This window comes from Tahibacter sp. (genome assembly GCF_035481375.1).
Classification (GTDB): domain Bacteria; phylum Pseudomonadota; class Gammaproteobacteria; order Xanthomonadales; family Rhodanobacteraceae; genus Tahibacter.
In genome coordinates this window covers 11,644-30,020 of the sequence record NZ_DATIGT010000262.1, presented here as the reverse complement: position 1 = coordinate 30,020, position 18,377 = coordinate 11,644, and the positions used below count along the sequence as shown (strand labels likewise).

The following is an 18,377-nucleotide window of genomic DNA, read 5'->3' as shown; positions in this document are numbered from 1 at the left end:
TCCCTGCACCGGACACGGTTGACAAAACCGGCGCCAAAATCACGAGTCTTCCCGCCAAGAGCGCCGAACCCAGTCCTTCGCATGCCGCACCGGTGAACGACGACAAGCGCGAGAGCAACCGCTGAGTTCTCGGCCGCTCAGGCACAGGCCTGAGCGGTCGCGACGCCGACATTGCCGATCCGCCCTGCCTCACCGCCTGCATTCCGGATGTTGCTTCGTACTGTCGCGCATCGCTGCGGCAAATGCGGTTCGCCTGGCCGATCCGGCTGCCACCCCGCGCGCTGACACGACGATCCCTGGAGGATCATCATGAACAACAATTTCTTAGTGGAAAAGTGGAATGTAATTCTGCACTGGTTCCGGCTGCAATGGAACAAGCCATCGAGCGAAAGCGCACTCTGGCGCGACAGTCGCTCCGCAACACGGGTGAAACCCGCAATAACGCCGAAAAAAGCCCCGCGGCGCGGCACCCGTCTCAGCTAGCGGGCGAACCGCCGGCCAGGCAGCGAGCCGCTCCGTGACGCTTCACCGGTTCTCGCGCGATGTTCGTGCAGGGCTGATCCAGGCGAACAGAATGCTGCGCCGCCGAAGCCCTTGCGCCAATGCGTCGCCGGCCACCAGGGCGGATCAGCCAGTGTCCCGTTCCGTAAATAACGGCCGAACGATTTCCGGCGTCTTTCGCCGCGATGCGTCGTTGCACCTCGTTGCCGTAGCGCCGCTACGGCGCCCCGGTGCGCCTGGTCCCGCGACGAAATCCATCCGGATTTTTTTCGCATTTACGGAACAGGACACTAAGCAACCGAGAGATCGAAGTGGCTGAGCAGGTCCGGATGCGCCATGTGCATGGCGACGGCATCCGCCTGGTTTCGTTCGATCATCGCGAGCGCCGCGTCGTTCGCACTGGCAACAAGCCACGCCAGTCCGGCACTTTGCTCGTCCTGCAGCAGGTTCTCGAGCATCGATCCGGCGAACTGCAGGTCAGCCAGGGCGACGATGCCGTCGAATCCCAGAGGCCGACCTTGAGTCGCTACATGCACGCGAGCCTCCGCGGCAATCGTCTTCGACGCTGCCCGGCATCTGCCTATCGCATTGCGAATGGCCGATGTGGCAGCGGGCCGGGACGGCGCCGCGCCCCCATCCAATCGAGACAGCGCGCGGGAAAGATCGCTGCCGATGCGAAAAATGGCGGCGACGGATTGCGCCGAGAATCGCGTGTGGTCGTACATCAGGATCGCGCTCGGATCGAGCGGCCGCGGGTACGCGCCGTCGGGCGCCACAGACAGGCGCCGCCGCAGATTGAAGTCGAGGTGAATGACCTTGCCCATGTCCGTGGTTCCCGACGTAACGATGCATTCTTGCCGAGTTGCGGTCGCGGCACGGTCGCGTGCCCGCGGCCCCACGGCGATCGTCAGTGCGCGTTCGCACTCCCCGCGACGAGCAACGCATCGGCGTCGACGCTACGCACCCCGTACGTTCCGGCCACCAATTCGACTGCCGTACGGCGGGCTTCCGGCGAGGTCATGCGGCCCTGCAGCACAACGACGCCGTTGCGCGTGTGCACGACGATCCGGCAATTGTCGGCGCCGTGCGACAGCGCCAGCGTGTTCTCTACGGTCGTCGTGATCCACGTATCGCTGCGCACCTGGCGCGACCGGTGTATGTCATCGCGGCGCAAAGCCGCATCGCGAGCGGCATCAGTCACGGGTTTCCAGTCGACGACGTCGAGCTGGTTGTCGAGATGATCGACGCCTCTGATGTCGCGGGCCATCTGCCCGGCGAGCAGCTTTTGCGTGTCGCTGCGCGCGTATCCGCGCAGCTCTGCGATGCCCGACACGACGACGACGACGATATCGTCCGCCAGGATGCGCGAACTCGCCCTCAGCCGCGATTCGATTCCGGCGGCGATGTGCCGGTCGCCCGTCAGGCTCCCGCAAGGTGCGGACGGCTCCGCCTGCGCCGCGCCGTTCGCGAGACTGCCGTAGAGCGAGAATGCGAGCGCGATGGCGATGAGCCGGCAGGCCGGCGGTGTCGAGTGAGAAAGGTTCATGTCGTTCCGGAGATGATCGCGGCGTAGAAAAGGCGAAGGCGATGGACCGCTGCCGATGGCGGGTTTGCGAGCCATGGCTGGACTGAAGGGTGCACGGCGCCGAGCGCCTGTCGTCACCGGCCATGCACTGCTCGAAAAGAACAGCTGCAGCCGGGAAATCAGGCTGCGGTCAGCGTGCCTGTCGGTGCCAGGGTGTGCGCTGCAGTGCGGTCCGTCTGTGCGTCAGCGCACGCAGGAGTGCAAAAGTGTATGTTTGCAATGGCGTGCGGAGCGTCGAACGGGCGGGCAAGGTCACCGTTCAGGCAGCTGCTTTCGCCGGTCCTCGATCACGGCGGGGTCGTACGATACGCCGTTTCGCGGCCGCGCTGCTCGAGCAGTGCGTAATCCATGGCTTCCGCGAGCCGGTCGTAACGGTAGCCGCGATAGCAGAAGCGGCCGTTCGTCAGCTCGATGCCGAGCGCGGTCATGTGCTGTTTGTTGGTTTCCGATTCCGCGCCGAGATCGCGGCTCTGGCGATAAGGACCGCGCGGGTCGGGCTGCTGCGGCCGCGCGCGCATGAGCCGCGCATACGCCAGCGCGTCGTCGAGGCGATCGTAGCGGTAGCCGTTGTACTCGTAGCTGCAGCCGTCGTAGCGGACGTTGTATTCATGCATGGCGCGCTGACTGTCCAGGCTGCCGGGTTCACTGTGCTTGTCTGATTCAACCGTGCGCATGACGCTCTCCCGAATTCGCGGCGACGCGTGCCGCCCGCTGTTGCGTCCAACGTTGCGGCCGTTACGTGCGTGCTGTCTGTACGCTGGCCCACCCGGCCGCTCCGTCAGGACGCATGTGCGCCACCGCACCGACAGGCTCCGCGCGCGCGCGCAGGCTCCGCCCATGTCCGTTTCCCTGCCATCGAACGAGCAGCGCGTCTACGATGCGGCCGACAATGCCTACCTTTCCGAGGGCGGCTATCTCGCGCCGAACGGCCGCAGCGGCGCGAGACCGGCCCGCGTATTTGCCGCAACCAGGTCTCGCCGCGACTGCGAGTCACTGCCGCTCGCCGGCCCCAACCCCGACGAGCTCCTCCTCATGGCTCGCTTCGGCATCACGTATTCCGGTGGCGTCTATTGCTACGCGCAACGCAGCTACGACTACTTCTACGACGCGCTCGTCCGTGCCTGGGCCGCAGCCAAGCTTCCGCACTGACGTCGTTTCTCACCCTGATACCCGCTTGCCGCATCGCGTATCCGGCCGCGCGCTGCCGGCAGCATCGGACAGCGGTTGCGACGGCGGTGCCGACCGTCGCCACGATGCAACACGTACATCGGCGCGCATCGGCAGGACTTCTCTGCCTTACGTCACCCCAGGAACACACGATGCTTGATGCGATGGAACGCAACCAACACCGGGCGACTCGTCAGCGATGGTGCCGTTCATGAGGCGAGCGCTGGCCGAACTGGGCCAATGGCTGCATTCGGCGCTGCGCGCACCGGCACAGGGTTTTCTGCCTGAGGTCGACATCGAGCCGCCGCTGCGGGCCGAACTTTTCAGCGCCGACCAGATGGAGGAACACGGCGCTGCACTGGCGGCCTTCCATCGCGTGCAGCTTGGCCACGCGCCGAACCGGCTGCTGCCGCGCCTGGCGGAAAACGAAAGCGTGCTCGTCGACATCTGCGCGCTGATCACCGCGGCGATTCGCGAAGGGCGCCGCGTCACGCCGGCCAGCGAATGGCTGCTCGACAACTACTATCTGGTCGACGAACATGTGCGCACGGCCAGGCGTCATTTTCCCAAACGGTACAACCGGCAATTGCCACGCTTGACCAACGGCGTATCGGCGGATCTTCCCCGCATCTACGACATCGCACTCAACGCCATTTCTCACGGCGACGGACGCTTCGATCCGGAAAGTCTGCACCGCTTCGTCGCTTCGTATCAGCGCGTCGCGCCGTTGACGCTGGGTGAACTGTGGGCGATCCCGATCATGTTGCGGCTCGCACTCATCGAGAACCTGCGCCGCGTGGCGACGCGCGTGGCGCAGGACCGCCGGCACCGCAATCTCGCCGCCGACTGGGGCGAGCGCATGGCCGAGATCGCCGCCCACGACCCCAAGAGCCTGATCCTCGCCGTTGCCGACATGGCCCGCTCGGATCCGCCCGCGAGCGCGTCGTTCGTGGCAGAGCTGATGCAGCGTCTGCTCGGCCAGAGCGCTTCGCTCGCCCTGCCCGTCTCCTGGCTCGCACAGCGGCTGGCGGAAGACGGCGTGACCATCGAACAGCTGGTGCAGTCCGAGCACCAGCAGCAGGCCGCCGACCAGATGTCCGTGAGCAACAGCATCGGCAGTCTGCGTCTGCTGCTGTCGACCGACTGGCGCCGTTTCGTCGAGGGCCTCAGCGACATCGAGGCGATCCTCACGACCGATCCGGCGCAGGTCTACGCGCGCATGGATTTCGCCACCCGCGACGACTACCGGCATGCCGTCGAACACTTCGCCCGCAAGGCCGGCAGGACCGAAGCGGCGGTCGCCGGGGCCGCCGTCGCGCGTGCCGCCGCGGCAGCTCCCGGCACGCCGCAGGCCCATGTCGGCTACTACCTCGTCGGCGTCGGGCGTGCAGCCCTGCAGAGCGACTGCGGTTTGCGCCCGACCCGGCGCTACCTGCCGGTACGGGCGTATGTCGGCGCCATCGTGCTGATGACGGCGGCTCTTGTCGCCGCGGCGGCAGCGTGGCTGCCGCTGCCCGCCGCGTTCATCAGTTGCGGCGTCGCCATCGTCCTGCTGGCGCTGACGGCGAGCCAGCTCAGCGTCACCCTGGTCAACTGGATTGCCGCCCACCTGGCAGCGCCGCAGGCGCTGCCGCGCATGGACTATTCCCTCGGGCTGCCGCCGGACGCGTCGACCCTGGTCGTCGTGCCGACGCTGCTGGCCGGCGCGGAATCGGCCCAGGCCGATGTCGACGAGCTGGAAATCCGCTACCTCGCCAATCGCCAGACGAATCTGTATTTCGCGCTGCTGACGGATTTTCCCGACGCCGCCGCGGAGCACTGCCCGGACGACGCGGCCGTGCTTGCCACTGCCGTCGCCGGTATCGAACGCCTCAACCGGCTCTATGCCGACGCGGACGGCGCGGTGTTCTATCTGCTGCACCGGCCACGCCGCTGGAACGCGGGCGAAGCCGCGTGGATGGGCGAAGAGCGCAAGCGCGGCAAGCTCGGCGATCTCAATGCCTTGCTGCGCGGCCACGGCGCCGGGCGCTTCTCGTGCATCGTCGGCGCGGCCGAACGCCTGCGCGTCGTGCGCTACGTCATCACCCTCGATGCGGACACGCGACTGCCGCACGATGCCGCGCAGGAACTCGTCGCCACGCTGCACCATCCGCTCAACCACGCGCAATTGGATCCGCGCAGCGGCTGTGTGGTCGCCGGCTACGGCATCCTGCAGCCGCGCGTGGGCACGACCTTGCCGCCGGCCGGCGCCTCGGCCTATGCCGCCCTGTTCGGCGGCGACCTGGGCCTGGATCCGTATACGCGTGCCGTTTCCGATGCGTACCAGGATCTCTTCGGCGAAGGCTCGTTTACCGGCAAGGGCATCTACGACGTCGACGCATTCGAGCATTCCCTGGCCGGACGCATGCCGCACAACCGCATCCTGAGCCACGACCTGCTCGAAGGCTGCTATGCACGTTCCGGCCTCGCCAGCGACCTGGCCGTGTTCGAGAGTTTTCCGCAGAGCTATGCGGCGGACATGAAGCGCCGGCAGCGCTGGGTCCGCGGCGACTGGCAGCTGACGCCGTGGCTGTGGCCGCGTGTGCCGCTGGCCGACGGCAGCCGTGAACGCAATCCGCTGCCGGCGCTGGCGCGATGGAAGATCTTCGACAACCTGCGTCGCAGCCTCGTGGCGCCGGCGCTGCTGGCGCTGCTGCTCCTGGCCTGGACCGGTCTACTCGCCGCGCCGGCGCGCTGGACGGCGTGCCTGCTGTTCCTGAGCCTGTTGCCGGTGGCGCTGGAAACCCTGCTGGCGATGGCGCGCAAATCCGCCGACACCTTCTGGGGACAGCACCTGCGGCTGGCTGCGCACAACGGCACGCGCCGGTTCGGGCAGGCCGCATTCACGCTGCTGTGCCTGCCCTACGAAGCGGTCATTTCACTGGACGCCATACTGCGCACGCTCTGGCGGCGCCACGTCTCGCGGCGCCGGCTGCTGGAATGGGTGTCTTCCAGCGCGGTGCAGCGCCGCGGCGACGACGGCTGGGGCAGTTTCCTGCGGCGCATGGCAGTCGCGCCGGCAACCGCCGTGCTGGCCGGTGCCGGCGTGGCGCTGTACCAGCCCGCCGCAGCACCGGTCGCTCTGCCGTTCCTCGCGGCGTGGCTGGCTGCGCCGCTCGTCGCCTGGCTCGCGAGCCGTGCACCGGCGCCGGCCGAGACACCTCTGGACGCGCGCCACGTGCCCGCGCTGCGCGAGGCGGCGCGCCGGACCTGGCGCTACTTCGAGCGCTTCGCCGGCCCCGACGACCACTGGCTCGCGCCGGACAATTTTCAGGAACAGCCCGGCGGCGTGGTGGCGCATCGCACCTCGCCGACCAATATCGGCCTGGGGTTGCTCGCGACGCTGGCCGCCTACGACTTCGGCTATCTCGCGCGCCGGCGCCTGATCGAGCGTCTGGAGGCGGCGTTCGATTCGCTGGACCGGCTGGAGCGCTACCGCGGCCATCTGTACAACTGGTACGACACGCGCACGCTGGCGCCGCTGCAGCCGCGCTATGTATCCACGGTCGACAGCGGCAACTTTGCCGGCCATCTGCTGACGCTGCGCCAGGGCCTGCTGGCGCTCGCCGCCACGGAGCAAGCGCCGTCGCAGCTGCTGCAGGGCGCCATCGACACCGCGGCGGTGCTGCACGGACTGCTGACGGCACCGGCCCGGGCTGCGCTCGCGCAGTGCATCGCGGACGCGAACGCTGCCGTCGGCGACACGGCCGTGCGCGCCGCATTGCGCGCGCTGAACGTGCAGGCGCAGTCGCTGGCCGCCGATCCGGCGCAAGCAGAACCGGCGAGCTGGGCGCGCAGCCTTGCCCTGCAGTGCGCCGACGCCGAATCGGACGCAGCGCCTGCGGCGGATCAGGCGGAGCGGCTGCGCGTTCTGGCCGAGCGCGCCGCGCGGTTCGCCGAGCTCGACTACGAGTTCCTCTACGACCGCACGCGGGATCTGTTCTGCATCGGCTTCAACGTCACCGATCATCGGCGCGACAGCGGCTACTACGACCTGCTGGCCTCCGAGGCGCGGCTGGGGATTTTCGTCGCCATCGCCCAGGGCCGCATCCCGATTCGCGGCTGGTTCTCGCTCGGCCGCCTGCTGATGCAGGCCGGCGGCTCGCCGGTGCTGCTGTCCTGGAGCGGCTCGATGTTCGAGTACCTGATGCCGAACCTGGTCATGCCGGCGTATCCGGGCTCGTTGCTGGCGCATACGGGCCGCGCCGCGGTCGCACGCCAGATCGCCTACGGGCATGAGCGCGGCGTGCCGTGGGGCGTATCCGAATGCGGCTACAACCTGACCGATGCCGCCAACAACTACCAGTACCGCGCCTTCGGCGTGCCCGGCCTGGGCCTGCAGCGCGGCCTGGCGCAGGAACTCGTGATCGCGCCTTATGCCTCTGCCCTCGCCTTGCTCACCGCCCCCAACGCCGCCGCAGCCAACCTGCAGCGCCTGCGCGACCTGGGCTGGCTGGGCAGCTATGGCTACTACGAGGCGATCGACTACACCGCCACGCGCCTGCCGCCCGGGCAATCCCGCGCCGTGGTGCGTTCCTACATGGCGCATCACCAGGGCATGACCCTGCTGGCGCTGGCGCACGTGCTGCTGGACCGGCCGATGCAACGCCGCTTCGAGACCGATCCGCAGGTGCAATCCGCACTCTTGCTGCTGCAGGAACGCGTGCCGCGCGCGAGCGGCCAGACCGCCAGCGACCCGCGCCTGGTCGACCTGCGCGAGCAGGCCGACACGCCGTCGATACCGCTGCGCGTGTTCGACCGGCCCGACCCGGATTCGCCGGCCGTACAGCTGCTCTCCAACGGCCGCTACCAGGTCATGCTCACCAGTGCCGGCGGCGGCTACAGCCGTTGGCACGACATTGCGCTCACGCGCTGGCGCGAGGACTCGACCCGGGACGCCTGGGGCTGCTACGCCTACTTGCGCGACGTGAACAGCGGACAGGTCTGGTCCACCGCATTCCAGCCGACGCTGCGACCTGACGAGACCTACGCGGCAACCTTCACCGAAGCCTGCGTCGAATACCGCCGCCGCCACGACGACTGGGAGACGCATACCGAAATCGTCGTGTCGCCCGAAGACGACATCGAGCTGCGCCGCACCCGCATCACGAACCTGTCCGCCATCGAACGCGTGCTCGAGTTCACCAGCTACGCGGAAGTCGTGCTGGCGCCGGCCATCGCCGACAGCCTGCATCCGGCCTTCAGCAAATTGTTCGTCCAGACCGAAATCGTCGCGGCACGCAACGCGATCCTGTGTTCGCGCCGTCCGCGCGACCGGCGCGACACGCCGCCCTGGCTGGTGCACCTGCTGGTCGTGCGCGAAGGCGAAAGCCTCGCCGTGTCCTATGAAACCGACCGCGCGCGCTTCGTCGGCCGCCGTCGCGACACGGTTTTTCCGGCTGCGCTGGAGCGCGACGCCGTGCTGTCGGGTACCGACGGCTCGGTGCTCGATCCCATCGTCGCGATCCGTCACCGCATTCGTCTGGCGCCCGAGGCGACGGCGCAGATCGATCTGGTCGTCGGCGTCGGGACCAACCGCGAACATTGCCTGCAACTGGCGGACAAGTACCGCGACCGCCGCCTCGCGGACCGTGTCGTCGACCTCGCCTGGACGCACAGCCAGATGGCGCTGCGCCAGCTCAACATCAGCGAAGCCCAGGCGCAGACCTATGCCCGCCTGGCCGGACGCCTGCTCTACAGCCATGCATCGCTGCGCGCCGATGCGCAATCGGTATTGCGCAACCGGCGCGGCCAGCCCGGCCTGTGGGCGCATGCGATTTCCGGCGATCTGCCGATCCTGCTGGTACAGATCGGCGACATCGCCAACCTGGCGCTGGCGCGCGAAGCGCTGCAGGCGCATGCCTATCTGCGCATGAAGGGGCTGGCCGCCGACCTCGTCATCTGGAACGAGGAGCGCGCCGGCTACCGGCTGGACCTGCGCGACGCGCTGATGGGCATGGTCGCCGCGACCGTGGAGTCGAGCCTGCTCGACCGGCCGGGCGGCGTTTTCGTACGCGCAGGCGAGCAGATCTCGCACGAGGACCGGCTGTTGCTGCTGGCCGTGGCGCGCATCGTGCTCGACGATCGCAAGGGCGGACTCGGCGAACACCTGCGACGCCGCCCGGCCGCCGAAGCCCCGGTACCGCGGCTCGTGCCGAACGAACCCGAGCGCGCCGCACCGCCCGCCGCGGTACCGGCGGCGCCCCCCGCGCTCCTGCTCTACAACGGTCACGGCGGCTACTCTGCCGACGCGCGCGAATACGTGATCGTCAGCCGTCCCGGCGAGGCCACGCCCATGCCCTGGGCCAACGTCATCGCCAATCCGGACTTCGGCTGCGTCGTGTCGGAAGCCGGTACCGGCTATACCTGGCGCAGCAATGCGCACGAATACCGTTTGACCCCGTGGCACAACGATCCGCTGGCCGATGCCGCCGGCGAAGCCTTCTACGTGCGCGACGAAGAGAGCGGGCGCTATTGGTCGCCCACGCTGCTGCCCGCGCGCGGCACCGGCGACTACGTCACGCGGCATGGATTCGGCTACAGCGTGTTCGAGCATGCGGAAAGCGGCATCCTGACCGAGCTGCGCGTCTACGTGGCGGCCGACGCCGCGGTGAAGTTCTTCGTGCTGCGCGTACGCAATGCCTCGGGCCGGCGCCGCGCGCTGTCGGTGACGGGCTATGTCGAATGGGTGCTCGGCGATCTGCCGGCGAAATCCGCCATGCACGTGGCCACCGAGCTCGATCCCCACAGCGGCGCCCTGTTCGCGCGCAATCCCTTCCATCCGGAGTTCGGCGACTGGGTGTCGTTCTTCGATGTCGACGAACCCGCGCGCACGCTGACCGGAGACCGCCTCGAATTCATCGGCCGCAACGGCAACCTCGCCCGTCCCGCCGCGATGGAGCGCACGCGCCTGTCGGGTCGCGTCGGCGCACTGATGGATCCCTGCGGCGCGATCCAGATACCGCTCGATCTGGCCGACGGGCAGTCGCGTGAAGTCATCTTTCGCCTCGGCACGGCGACCAGCGCCGACGCCGCCAATGCCCTCGTGCTGCGCCTGCGTAAGACCGGCGTCGCGCGCGCGGCGCTCGCCGCCGTCGCCGGCCAGTGGAGGCAACTGCTCGGCGCGGTCGAAGTACGGACGCCGGACGCCTCGTTCGACGCCCTGGTCAACGGCTGGCTGGTCTATCAGGTCATTGCCTGCCGCCTGTGGGGACGCAGCGGCTACTACCAGTCAGGCGGTGCCTTCGGATTTCGGGACCAGTTGCAGGATGCGATGGCGCTGGTGCATGCGGCGCCGCAACTGCTGCGGGCGCAACTGCTGCTGTGTGCCACGCGCCAGTTCAAGGAAGGCGATGTGCAGCACTGGTGGCATCCCCCCTCCGGGCGCGGCGTGCGCACGCGCTGTTCCGACGACTATCTGTGGCTGCCGCTGGCGACCTGCCGCTACGTCGCGTGCAGCGGCGACGCCGCCGTACTCGATGCGGCCGATCTCTTCCTCGACGGACGCGCGCTCAACCGCGACGAGGAGTCGTACTACGACCTGCCCCTTCGCTGGGATACGCACCTGCCGCTGTACGACCATTGCGTGCGCGCGATCGAGCACGGTCTGCGCCTGGGGCCGCACGGGCTGCCGCTGATCGGCAGCGGCGACTGGAACGACGGCATGAGCAACGTGGGTCCGGATGGCCGCGGCGAAAGCGTGTGGCTGGGCTTTTTCCTGTATCGCGTGCTGCTGGATTTCGCGCCGCTCGCGCACGCCCGCGGCGACGCCGTGTTCGCTGCGCGCTGCCGTGAAAGCGCCGCACTGTTGCGCACCAGCCTCGAAACCAGCGGCTGGGACGGCGCCTGGTACCGGCGCGCCTATTTCGACGACGGCACGCCGCTCGGCACCGCCGCCAATGCCGAATGCCGCATCGATTCGATCGCGCAAAGCTGGGCCGTGCTGTCCGGCGCAGCGTCGGACAAGCGTGCCGCGCAGGCGCTTGACGCGCTGCAGGCGCATCTGGTGCGGCCGCAGTCGCAACTGATCCAGTTGCTGGACCCGCCGTTCGACGGCGCCGGGGCCGACCCGGGATACATTCGCGGCTACGTGCCCGGCGTGCGGGAGAACGGCGGCCAGTACACGCATGCGGCGATCTGGGCGGCGATGGCGAATGTGGAAGCGGGCCGCACCGACGTGGCGTGGCAGTTGTACGACATGATCAATCCGGTACGCCACGCGCTCACGCGTGCGGGCGTGGACACCTATCAGGTAGAGCCCTACGTGATCGCGGCCGACGTCTACGCCGTGGCGCCGCATACGGGACGCGGCGGCTGGACCTGGTACACCGGTTCCGCCGGCTGGATGTACCGCCTCAGCGTGGAATCACTGCTCGGCATACGCCGCGAAGCCGACACCTTGCGCATCGATCCGCGCCTGCCGGCGCACTGGCCGGGATTTGGCTGCACCTACCGCTATGGCAACAGCGTCTATCGCATCACGGTGACGGTAACAGCGGACACGAGCTTCGTCGCGGGCGGCACCGTGCTGCGCCTCGTCGACGACGGCGCCGAGCATGCCGTCGATGTCGTGGTCGGCCGCCACGCGGCCAGTGCGGCGGAAACCCGCGCCGACGCGGCCATCTAGCAGCGCCGGCCGTGGCCGGCCGGCCGATGTCTGCGCGGCGAACAGGCTGCGGTCAGGCACGCGCCCGCAGGCGGCACGGCGATCGTGCCGCTGAGCGGCGACGCACTCGCCGGCACCGTGACGGCGCCGCCGGTGCGGCCAGAAGAGCCATGGTGGAATTTGCAAAAAACTGCACATTGCCTTCCGGCGTCTCAGCGCCGGTCGGGAAGGCGGATCCCGATTCCGCCGGCCTCGTAGATCCGTTCCCCGTCGACCCAGAGGCTCGCATCGGCGATGGCGTGATCAGGGCCGGCGTCGGTCACCTGGAGCGTGATCGCCACTTCGCCGTGGTGCGGCAGCACCTGCCCGCGGTATTTCCAGGTGTGCTCGCGTCCGAGCAGCGGCGCCACGACGCCGACCGGTGCACCGCGCGTCATGCGCAGCCACTGCTCCAGCGACTGCAGCATCGCCTGCACGCCGAGCGAACCGGGCTGCACGGGATCCTGGAAGAAATGCGCCTTGAAGAACCACTCGCCGGCATCGACGCGTTTGCGTGTGCGGATCGCGTCGGGCCAGGCGCCGTCGACGCGGTCGATCATGCGCAGCATCGAGGGTTCGTCGAGTTCGCGCGCGGCGTTCGGTTCGCGCTGGAGCAGCGCTTCGTGCAGCGCACTGCGCGGCAGGCCGGCCTGCGCCGCGAGCGCGGCGCGCGGGAAGAAGCCGAACACCGTCTTCAGCGTGTAGACCGCGCGCACACCGACGCTGCAGCGCACGTCGAACGCGACGATGATCATGCCGCCGGATGCGGAGACCGACGTCAGCGTGGCTTCGGTGCTGAGCGTCTCGCCGCCGCGCAGTTCGGCGTGCTGCGTGCCGCGGCCGTCGAGGTTGCGGAAGCGCAGTTCTTCTTCACTCGACAACGCGCAGCCGGCCCAGCTCGACAGCCAGCCGCAGGGTTGCAGCGCGGCTTCCTGCAGCACGGCGAACGGCACGACGCCGGCGGCGTCGAGATACCACGCGTCGCGCGGCACGTCGTAGTCGGCGACGACGCGTGCGCCGGACCGCATCTCGCCCTGCTTGCCCTCGACGCTGACGATGCGGCTCATGCACAGGTACGGCGGTGCCGGCAGGCGCGGCGCGCGCAGCGTGCCGTCGAAGCGCTCGTACAGGGGCCCGAACGCACGCGACGGACGGCCGAGTGCCGACGCGAGCAGGCCGTCGCTGTCCGCGGCCGGAAAGTCCGGCACCAGGCGCAGCGCGAGACGCCGCGCGTGGAAGGCTTTCAATCCGTCGACCGTGCACAGCAGGTCGGCCCAGATCGTCGGTACCGGCCCCGCCGATATTTCCTCGACGAACACTTCGGTCACGAGCCGTTTCGAGCTCGGGATCACCTGGCCGCGGCACTGCAGTTTGTAGGCGAGGTCGGGCACGGGCTCGAAGCGCGCGCCGTCGTGGTCGAGCGTGTAGCCGCAGGCGGCGAGATGGAACGCGAGCGCCTGCAGGCACCCTTCCAGCATCAGCGTGCCGGGCATGCACGGATCGTTCTTGAAGTGTCCGTCGAAGAACCAGCGCGACGGATCGATATCGAGTTCGGCCTTGAGATACCCGCGTCCCCACGGGCCGCCGCGCGGCTCGCACGCGGCCACGCGGTCGAGCAGCAGCATGTCGCCGGACTGGATGCATGGGCTGCGCGTATGCGTGCGCGCGAGTTCGAAACCGGTGCCGAAACACGCGTGCAAATCACCGTTCGCGAACGCCTCGAGCGCGGCGCGATCGAAACTCGTGCGCCTGCTTACCGCGCGTGGCGGATCGAGGCGCGGGTTCGCGACGATCTCCTGACTTTCGGGTGTCCACAGGCAACCTGCCGAGCCCGCAAGTTCGGCGTCCGTGAAGAAACCGGCCTGGCCATTTCTGACCGTCAGTTGCTTGCGACTGCCGTTCATGCAGTCGTAGTGGAAGAACATCAGGCGCACGTCGCCCTGTGCGGCGTGCCCGTCGAGATGGATGTCGAAGGTGATCGTCTCGCCCGCGCGCGGCAGCTCGCCGTGATAGGTGAGCTCGCAGCCGAGCAGGCGGTAGACGCGCTCGCTGCGATTGAGCGCATCGACGCCGAGCCAGGAGATCAGCATCAGGTCCGCCTGCCCCGCCTCGACCATCACGCCGCCCGGCATGCGCCCCTGATGCAGGTACCAGGGTTCGGCGCCGATGTCGGTCTGCGTCGTGATCGAGCCCTTGCCCATGCTCATCGGCTCGGCGCGGAGCGCAGTCACGCGGTCGGCGAGCAGCAGCGGCGGACGCGGCATGCGCACCTGACGCGCGAAGCCGTCCTGCGCCGCGAACGGCGCGCCGAAGATCGCCGAGATGTTGCCGTCGGCGTGGACCAGGAGGTCCTCGCGCGTGAAGCGCACGGCGCGTTCCGCCACACCGGCCGAAGCGGGAGCTTCGCGACGTGGCGCGTGCGTCTCATCGGCCGAGACGCCGGGGTCGGGCTCGCGCACGCGCGAAAATGGCGGGATCGAATGCAGGTTCGCGTCGTGTCGTCCCGCGCGCAGCAGCGCTTCAGTTGCTTTGACCTGCAACGCCAGGAACTGTGCGTGCGCGCTGGTCTGCGCTTCGGTGAACGCCTGCTGCGCCGCGGCGAGTCGCGCGAGTTCGGCGCGTATGCCCTCGAGCGCGGGATGCGTCGTGCGCGCCACTGCCGAAGCAACGAGCGGCGACGCGGCGCGCGGTGATGCGCCGGCAGCCGTCGCGGCGACGACGGGCTCGGGCATCGTGCGCCCGGAAATCTTGCTTTCGAGCATCTGGCTTAGAAAAGCCGGGCTTTCAAAAGCCGGGCTTTCAAAAGCGGGGTTTTCGGAAACCTGCTTTTCGAGAATCGCCGGCAGCCGCGGCGCGCGCGCCATCGTCTGCACGGCTTCTTCGCGCGGCGGCAGGCGCACCGGCGGCGGATGCGCGTCAAAGCGGCGCGGTCGCTTCGGCTCGATGCGCGGCACCGGCGCGAGCGCGGCTTCCAGCGCCGCGTGATCCACCGCCACACCGGCGGCAAGCAGCGCGGCAGTCGCACCGAGCACGGCTTCGATGCCGTCGCCCTGCCGATCGAGGCTCACGACGAGCGCCTCGCGCGCGCCGAGCACGTGACGGATCGCGCGACCGAACGTGCCGCCCGGTCCATGCTCGACGAACACGCGCACGCCGTCGTTCCAGGCGTTCTCGACGAGCGCACGGATGTCGATCGTGTCGACGGCCTGCGCGAGGATCGCCTGCGCGCAGGCTTCGCTGTCGGGCGCATAGGGCCGGCCGCTCGCGGTGCTGTAGACGCGACCGCGACGCGGCGCCGACGTCGTGCGGCGATGCACGTCCAGCCAGGCGCGCTCGGCACCGCGCAGCTCGGGCACATGTACCACCAGGGAATAGTCGAGATGCAGGCAGCGCGCGGCGCCGACCCGTCCGACCGCGCGCGCGCACTGCGCGGCATCGCCGGCGATGAGGCAGCTCGCGTCGTCGTTGATGATCGCGATGCGCACGCGGTCCAGACCGGCCAGCGCGCGACGCACGTCATCGAGCGGCGCGGCGACGGTCCAGCACTGCCACGCGGCGGGTTCGCCCCACGCGCGCGCCAGCAGATCGAAGCGGCCGGCGAGTTCGCGCTCGAGCAGGCCCGAGGCTTCCATGTCAGCCATCAGCGCGTCGGGATCGGTCCAGACGCCCGACGCGATCAGCGCGTTCGTCTCGCCCGACGAGTAGCCGAGCCATGCGTCGGCCCTGAGGCCCAGCAGGCCTTCGCTCAACGCGACGTGCAGCTGGGACAGCGCCGAGGAACCGCACAGTTGCTCGAACACGCCGGGTGCTGCGTCGCCCGCGGCGAAGGACCCGGCGAGCGCGGTCGCGAGGCGGCGGCTGCGCGCGCGCAGATGCTCGTGCAGGTGCGGCAGATGCAGCAGCAGGTCGCGTCCCATGCCGCGATACGATGCGCCCGCGCCGGCGAACGCGAATGCGATCTCCCCGACGATCGGCCGCGCGCGGAAAAACACGCCGCGGCCGGCGGGCGCGCCCGTTTCGAGGTGCGCGATCGCGCGCGCGCGCGCGGCCTCGAGCGACTCGTCCGTCGCGACGAGCACGCAGCGCGACGGGCCGTCGAGGCCGCGGCGATCCTGCTTCAGCGCGGCTGTCACCGCATCCTTGTCGGCGCCGGCGAAACAGTGCAATCGCGCGACGGCGTGTTCGGCACGGCGCGGATGCGCCGGGGCTTCGACGAGATTCGCCGCACGGCGCGGCTCGGCGCTGAGCCACGGCGCGCCGTCGACAGCGCGCCGATGATGCAGCGCGAGCGCGGCGGCGGCCGTTTCCACTAATCCAAAAGCCGCGTGCGCATACCCGAATCGCTCTTGCAGCAGCGCGTTCAGTCGCGACGGCGGCGCCCCTGTTGCGACGGGCGTCGCCGCCACGAAGCCATCGTCCACGAGCGCATACACGCGATCGCCGTCGCGCTGCGCATCCTCCAGCCGCTTCAGCACCACGGCCACCGCCGCGTCGCCGGGCACTTCGCGGCTCGCCGCACGGTGTACGGCTTCGCAGCTAAAGTCGACGGCACCGACGATCGCCGCGTCGAGTTCGCCGCACGCGAGCCCCCGCGCCGCGATCTGCAGCGCGTGCGTTCCCGACGCCGCTCCGGCCTGCAGCGTGAACGACGGGCCACCGAGATCGAACTGCGAGCTCAGGCGATTGGCCGGGATGTTCGGCATCGAGCCCAGCACTGCAGCAGCCTCCAGCGCCGGGACCAGCGTCGCGCGCGCACGCGCCGCCCAGTCGTCGTCGCGGCCGTTGGTGAGTCGCCAGCGCGCACCGTGGCGCGCGATTTCCGGATCGGGTTCGAGGCCGATCAGCACCGCGCTGCGCTCGCGCGGCAGCGGCGTCGTCTCCGCGAGCGCCTCGCACGCAGCCGCGAGCAGCGCGAGCTGCTGCGGCAGCGCCTGTTCGAGGTCGCGCGGCGGAAAGCGCAGGCCATCCATGTCGAGTTCGAACGCGTCCATGCGGCCCTCGCGCAGTGCGCGAGGGTCTGAATCCCCAGCGCCGTCGCGCGGCGCGCGTTCGTCGAACAGCGCGCGCGTGAACGCCGCGCGATCGGGCGCGTCGGCGATCTTCGCGCCGATGCCGACGATCGCGACGGGACGTGCGACGGGCACGCTGCGTTCGTTGCCGATGCCGACGTCGTCTTCCGAAACGATCAGATGCGCGTTGTTGCCGCCGAAGCCGAACGCGGAAATCGCCGCAATGCGCGGGCCGTCGCTGATCCACGGCTCGGCTTCGTGCAGCACGCGGAACGGCGTCTGCTGCACGGCCGGATTCGCATCGTCGCAATGCAGGGTCGGCGGACGCAGGCCCGCGCGCATCGCTTCGAGCACCTTGATCAAACCGGCCGCACCGGCGACGGTGATCAGGTGTCCGAGGTTGGATTTGAGCGAGCCTATCGGCACGGCGTCCGCCTGCGCGAATACGCGCGCGCTGCTGCGCAGCTCGGTCGCATCGCCGATCGGCGTGCCGGTAGCGTGGCATTCGAGCAGCGACACCTGCTTCGGTTCGATTCCCGAGATCGCATATGCCGCGCCGATCGCCCTCGCCTGTCCGTCTTCGCTCGGCGCGAGAAAACCTTTGCCGCGGCCGTCGTTCGACAGCCCGATGCCGCGGATCACGCCGTGAATCGTGTCGCCGTCGCGGCGTGCGTCGGCCAGGCGCTTTACGGCCAGGAACGCCGCGCCTTCGGCCGGCACCAGCCCGTCGGCGTCGCGATGAAACGGCCGCGATCGTCCGGTCTTGCTGAGTGCGCCGAGTGTACAAAATCCAACATGGAGAAAAAGATCGTCGGCGCGCTGCACCGCGCCGGCGAGCATCACGTCGGCGCGGCCCTCGTGCAGCGCATCGCATGCGAGCTTGATCGCATACAGCGACGATGCGCAGGCGGCGTCGAGGCAGAAACTCCCGGCGTCGAGCGCCAGCGCGCGCTCGAGCATCGCCGCGGTGCCGCCGCTCATGAAGCGGTTGCGCGGATCGACCTCGCCTGCGCCGGTCCACACCTGCTCGCAGAACGCGGCCATCTGCGCGGTCGGGAAACCGAGGTTGCCGAACACCGCGCCGACGCGACCCGCCGCGCGCGTCTCGCGCAGCGCTTCGCGCGCGCAATGCAGCGTCCAGTGCACGAGCGGGTCGAGCCCGTCGAGCTCGGCGGCCGCAACCGCGAAGCCGCCAGGATTCCAGATCGAGGCGAAACCATCGACGTAGCCGCCGCGGTCGGACCACGCGCGATCCGGCCGCGGCGCGTCGGGTGCGCACAACGCATGCTCGGGCGCGAGACGCCAGCGGTCCGCCGGCACAGGCCTGACGAGATCGCGTCCGTTGACGACGGCTTCCCAGAGCGCCGCCGGGCTCAGCGCGCCCGGCAGCACACAGGCGCGTCCGACGATGGCGATGGGTTCGAACACGCGA

The 18,377-nt window shown here is 69.4% G+C and carries 7 protein-coding genes; 3 read left to right on the top strand and 4 right to left on the bottom strand.

Annotated features, from left to right (window positions below):
• Positions 1-309: 309 nt before the first annotated feature.
• Positions 310-483, top strand: a complete 174-nt coding sequence (locus tag VLF18_RS17085; protein WP_325280835.1) for a hypothetical protein — start codon at positions 310-312, stop codon at positions 481-483.
• A 308-nt stretch (positions 484-791) separates the two neighbouring features.
• Here VLF18_RS17085 and VLF18_RS17080 read toward each other — a convergent pair whose 3' ends face one another.
• The 3 genes from VLF18_RS17080 to VLF18_RS17070 all read right to left on the bottom strand — a co-directional run bounded on the left by VLF18_RS17080 (position 792) and on the right by VLF18_RS17070 (position 2,760).
• Entirely contained in the window at positions 792-1,325 is a 534-nt protein-coding gene (locus tag VLF18_RS17080) for a hypothetical protein (RefSeq protein WP_325280834.1), read from the bottom strand.
• A gap of 83 nt (positions 1,326-1,408) precedes the next feature.
• Positions 1,409-2,122, bottom strand: a complete 714-nt coding sequence (locus tag VLF18_RS17075) for a BON domain-containing protein (RefSeq protein WP_325280833.1) — start codon at positions 2,120-2,122, stop codon at positions 1,409-1,411.
• A gap of 251 nt (positions 2,123-2,373) precedes the next feature.
• On the bottom strand, positions 2,374-2,760 hold the full coding sequence (locus VLF18_RS17070; RefSeq protein WP_325280832.1) for a hypothetical protein: 387 nt from the start codon (positions 2,758-2,760) through the stop codon (positions 2,374-2,376).
• Positions 2,761-2,923: 163 nt separating this feature from the next.
• Here VLF18_RS17070 and VLF18_RS17065 point away from each other — a divergent pair, with 163 nt between their 5' ends.
• Both VLF18_RS17065 and VLF18_RS17060 read left to right on the top strand, forming a co-directional pair.
• Positions 2,924-3,235: a hypothetical protein gene (locus VLF18_RS17065; protein ID WP_325280831.1), complete on the top strand. Its 312-nt coding sequence runs from the start codon at positions 2,924-2,926 to the stop codon at positions 3,233-3,235.
• A 229-nt stretch (positions 3,236-3,464) separates the two neighbouring features.
• Entirely contained in the window at positions 3,465-11,918 is an 8,454-nt protein-coding gene (locus VLF18_RS17060; RefSeq protein WP_325280830.1) for a GH36-type glycosyl hydrolase domain-containing protein, read from the top strand.
• A 191-nt stretch (positions 11,919-12,109) separates the two neighbouring features.
• Here the strand turns inward: VLF18_RS17060 and VLF18_RS17055 are convergent, their stop codons facing one another.
• Entirely contained in the window at positions 12,110-18,373 is a 6,264-nt protein-coding gene (locus VLF18_RS17055; protein ID WP_325280829.1) for a beta-ketoacyl synthase N-terminal-like domain-containing protein, read from the bottom strand.
• Between the last annotated feature and the right edge of the window lie 4 nt (positions 18,374-18,377).

Bases quoted from the DNA above. Each gene is read 5' to 3' on its own strand.
- VLF18_RS17085 (WP_325280835.1), top strand. From the start codon at position 310: ATGAACAACAATTTCTTAGTGGAAAAGTGGAATGTAATTCTGCACTGG.
- VLF18_RS17080 (WP_325280834.1), bottom strand. From the start codon at position 1,325: ATGGGCAAGGTCATTCACCTCGACTTCAATCTGCGGCGGCGCCTGTCT.
- VLF18_RS17075 (WP_325280833.1), bottom strand. From the start codon at position 2,122: ATGGCTCGCAAACCCGCCATCGGCAGCGGTCCATCGCCTTCGCCTTTT.
- VLF18_RS17070 (WP_325280832.1), bottom strand. From the start codon at position 2,760: ATGCGCACGGTTGAATCAGACAAGCACAGTGAACCCGGCAGCCTGGAC.
- VLF18_RS17065 (WP_325280831.1), top strand. From the start codon at position 2,924: ATGTCCGTTTCCCTGCCATCGAACGAGCAGCGCGTCTACGATGCGGCC.
- VLF18_RS17060 (WP_325280830.1), top strand. From the start codon at position 3,465: ATGAGGCGAGCGCTGGCCGAACTGGGCCAATGGCTGCATTCGGCGCTG.